This window comes from Vibrio nigripulchritudo ATCC 27043 (assembly GCF_000222685.1).
Classification (GTDB): Bacteria; Pseudomonadota; Gammaproteobacteria; order Enterobacterales; family Vibrionaceae; genus Vibrio; species Vibrio nigripulchritudo.
This window is the reverse complement of the sequence record NZ_AFWJ01000165.1, coordinates 1-3,172: the sequence shown is the minus strand read 5'-3', so window position 1 is coordinate 3,172 and position 3,172 is coordinate 1. Positions and strand designations below refer to the sequence as shown.

The 3,172-nt window shown below is 49.8% G+C and carries 2 protein-coding genes and 2 pseudogenes; all 4 read left to right on the top strand.

Annotated features, from left to right (window positions below; genetic code table 11):
• Positions 1–202 (top strand): annotated as a pseudogene (locus RH89_RS30225) (hypothetical protein); the annotation flags it as partial.
• The gene (locus RH89_RS28715; RefSeq protein ID WP_004402956.1) at positions 189–398 is read left to right on the top strand and encodes an ANTAR domain-containing response regulator; all 210 of its coding nucleotides are present in this window, start codon (positions 189–191) and stop codon (positions 396–398) included. The pseudogene RH89_RS30225 and the gene RH89_RS28715, both read left to right, overlap by 14 nt.
• 268 nt (positions 399–666) lie before the next feature.
• Entirely contained in the window at positions 667–2,103 is a 1,437-nt protein-coding gene (locus RH89_RS13890; protein ID WP_004402955.1) for a CmpA/NrtA family ABC transporter substrate-binding protein, read from the top strand.
• A 1-nt stretch (position 2,104) separates the two neighbouring features.
• A pseudogene (locus tag RH89_RS13885) lies at positions 2,105–3,089 on the top strand (ABC transporter permease).
• The last annotated feature ends 83 nt before the right edge of the window (positions 3,090–3,172 follow it).

Here is a 3,172-nt window from a genome sequence, read left to right as displayed (position 1 = left end):
GGCAGAGCTTAAGCTGCTGATCGATTTTGCCGTGGGTTGCAAATGCCCTCTGGTGGTTATGGTCGGTGACCTTCACAAAGGCAGCATCAAGGATTTTCCTCACGCAAATCAGTACGTGATTCTTCCTTTTCGGGGGAGATTACGATCTCAACATCTGGCTGGAACATGCCATCAGACTTCGCGACAACATGTTGGCAATTGAGAAAGAAGTACAGGCGTTGACGCAGAAACTCGACGACAGAAAGTGGATCGAAAAAGCCAAAGGTACGCTGATGAAAATGCATCATATTGATGAAGAAGAGGCGTACAAGGCACTGCGAAATTCCGCGATGAAATCCAGCCAGCCCATTGGGCAGGTCGCCAAAAACCTGATGCTCACCTTCGATTCGATCAGCTAAGGATTGAATTGGTGCACTGTGCACAATAAGGCGGCATCCAGCTAAGAGTGTTGGATTCAATTAAAGATAACTTATTGATTTTTAATAACTGAAAAACTGGCACACAACTTGAAGTATTAATAACAACGATAAAGGAGCTCAGCTCCAATAACCATCAATGGCGGTGGTTTCTGCTAAGCAACGGCGCGACTGCACTTTCTGTGCAGCCGCGCCTTTTTTTTGAAATTTGGAATTTGAAACTTAGGAAGTTATGGAACAGGAGTGTTCAATGAAATGTCGGAAAACCATTGCCAATAAGACAACAGAAAAGTGGAATGCCGTGAGAAATCGCATGGCAAGCCTTTCTCTTAAAAGCCGTACCCTCAAAAGCCTTGCGCTGGCTGTACTGCTGGGGTCGAACTCGGTCGTAGCCGAAGTTGGAGAGCCTGAACTTGAAGACCTGAAATTTGGGTTCATCAAACTCACCGATATGGCACCGCTGGCGGTCGCCTATGAAAAAGGTTTTTTTGAAGATGAAGGACTGTACGTCACGCTGGAGGCACAAGCGAACTGGAAGGTTTTGCTCGACCGGGTGATTGATGGCGAATTAGACGGCGCACACATGCTGGCAGGTCAGCCACTGGGTGCCACCATAGGGATTGGAACACAAGCGGACGTAATCACTGCATTCAGCATGGACCTCAACGGTAACGCCATCACGGTATCCAACGACATCTGGGCGCAGATGAAGCCCAATCTGGAAAAACAAGCCGACGGAAAACCTGTTCACCCAATTAAGGCAGACGCACTCAAACCTGTGGTCGAAAGTTATCTCGACAAAGGCAAGCCTTTCAACATGGGCATGGTATTCCCGGTTTCGACACACAACTACGAACTACGTTACTGGTTAGCGGCGGGAGGCATTCATCCTGGCTATTACGCGCCGAAAACCGGTGATAACAGTGGGCAGGTGGAGGCGGATGTGTTGCTCAGCGTAACCCCTCCACCGCAAATGCCCGCCACTATGGAAGCCGGAACCATCAAAGGGTACTGCGTTGGTGAACCGTGGAACCAGCAAGCCGTATTCAAAGGAATTGGGGTGCCAGTGGTGACCGATTACGAGATATGGAAAAACAACCCAGAAAAAGTTTTCGGTGTGTCGGCTGCCTGGGCAAAGAAATACCCGAACACCCATATCCGTGTGGTGAAAGCCATGATTCGCGCTGCGCACTGGCTGGATGAAAAACAAAACGCCAACCGTATGGAAGCCGTAAAAATACTGGCGAAAAGCCACTACGTAGGTGCGGATGCGGACGTGATTGCCAATAGCATGACGGGCACGTTTGAATACGAAAAAGGAGACAAACGTTCTGTGCCCGATTTCAACGTATTCTTCCGTTATAACGCCACCTACCCCTACTACAGCGATGCCATCTGGTATCTGACTCAGATGCGCCGCTGGGGACAGATTCCATCAGAAAAACCGGACGACTGGTACGCCAACATCGCCAAAAAAGTCTATCGACCTGATATCTATCAGCAGGCGGCAGAATCCTTAATTGAAGACGGAATACTCAAAGCCAGCGATTTTCCAGATTTCAACACGGAAGATGGGTATCGCGATCCGCAGACACACTTTATCGACGACGTGGTGTATGACGGCAAGCAGCCCAACGCGTATCTGAAAAAATTCAGCATTGGTCTGAAAGGATCAGAGGAGATCTGATATGGACACCAAATTGGCGAGAAATAATGTCTTTGCCCTTTTTCCTGATAGGGCAAAAGTCGCCAACCACAGCAGGGCACTTGTGCTGCCCTTGCTGGGGATTCTGCTGTTCCTGATGATGTGGCACCTGTCAGCACGTCAGGTTCAGACCTCTTTGGGTGTGTTGCCGGGGCCCGTTCAAACCGCTCAGCAGTTCGGGAATCTGGTTTCTGAACACTTTGAAGAGCGAGATAAAGAAGTGGCGTTTATTGAGCGTCAGGAAAAACGCAACGCAGCCAAGCTGGCTAAAGATCCAAATGCCAAAGTAAAAATTCGACCTTACACAGGCAAGCCGACCTTCTTTGAGCAGATCCTGACAAGCTTGTTTACCGTGGCGTGTGGCTTTTTGCTGGCGTCATTAATCGCTATCCCTGCCGGGATTGTTTTGGGGCTGAATCATGGCTTGTATCAGGCGTTCAATCCGGTGATCCAATTGCTCAAGCCCGTATCTCCTCTGGCTTGGCTGCCGATTGTCACCATGGTGGTAAGCGCGACCTATGTGAGTGCGGATCCGCTGGTGGCGAAATCATTTGTGAACTCTTTGCTGACCGTTGCGCTGTGTAGCCTCTGGCCTACGTTGATCAACACTGCTGTCGGAGTTACCAGCGTCGATAAAGATCTGGTGAACGTCAGCCGAGTATTGCGACTTTCTTGGTGGCGACACATCTGGACCATTGTGCTCCCTTCTTCCATTCCGATGATTTTTACTGGTCTTCGGTTGTCGCTGGGTATTGCCTGGATGGTGCTGATCGCGGCAGAGATGCTGGCGCAAAACCCCGGCTTAGGGAAATTCGTCTGGGATGAATTCCAGAATGGTAGCTCTGGCCTCTCTGGGGCGCATTATGGTGGCGGTGATCACCATCGGATTCATTGGATTACTGCTCGACCGAGGCATGCTCGCACTGCAGAAGTGGGTCTCTTGGGATAAAAACCAGACACTGCGATAGGAAGAAAACCTTATGACGAAAACTTTTTTAAACCTGACGCAGTTAGGCATGCGATTTCCAACACCCAAGGGTGAGTTCGTGGC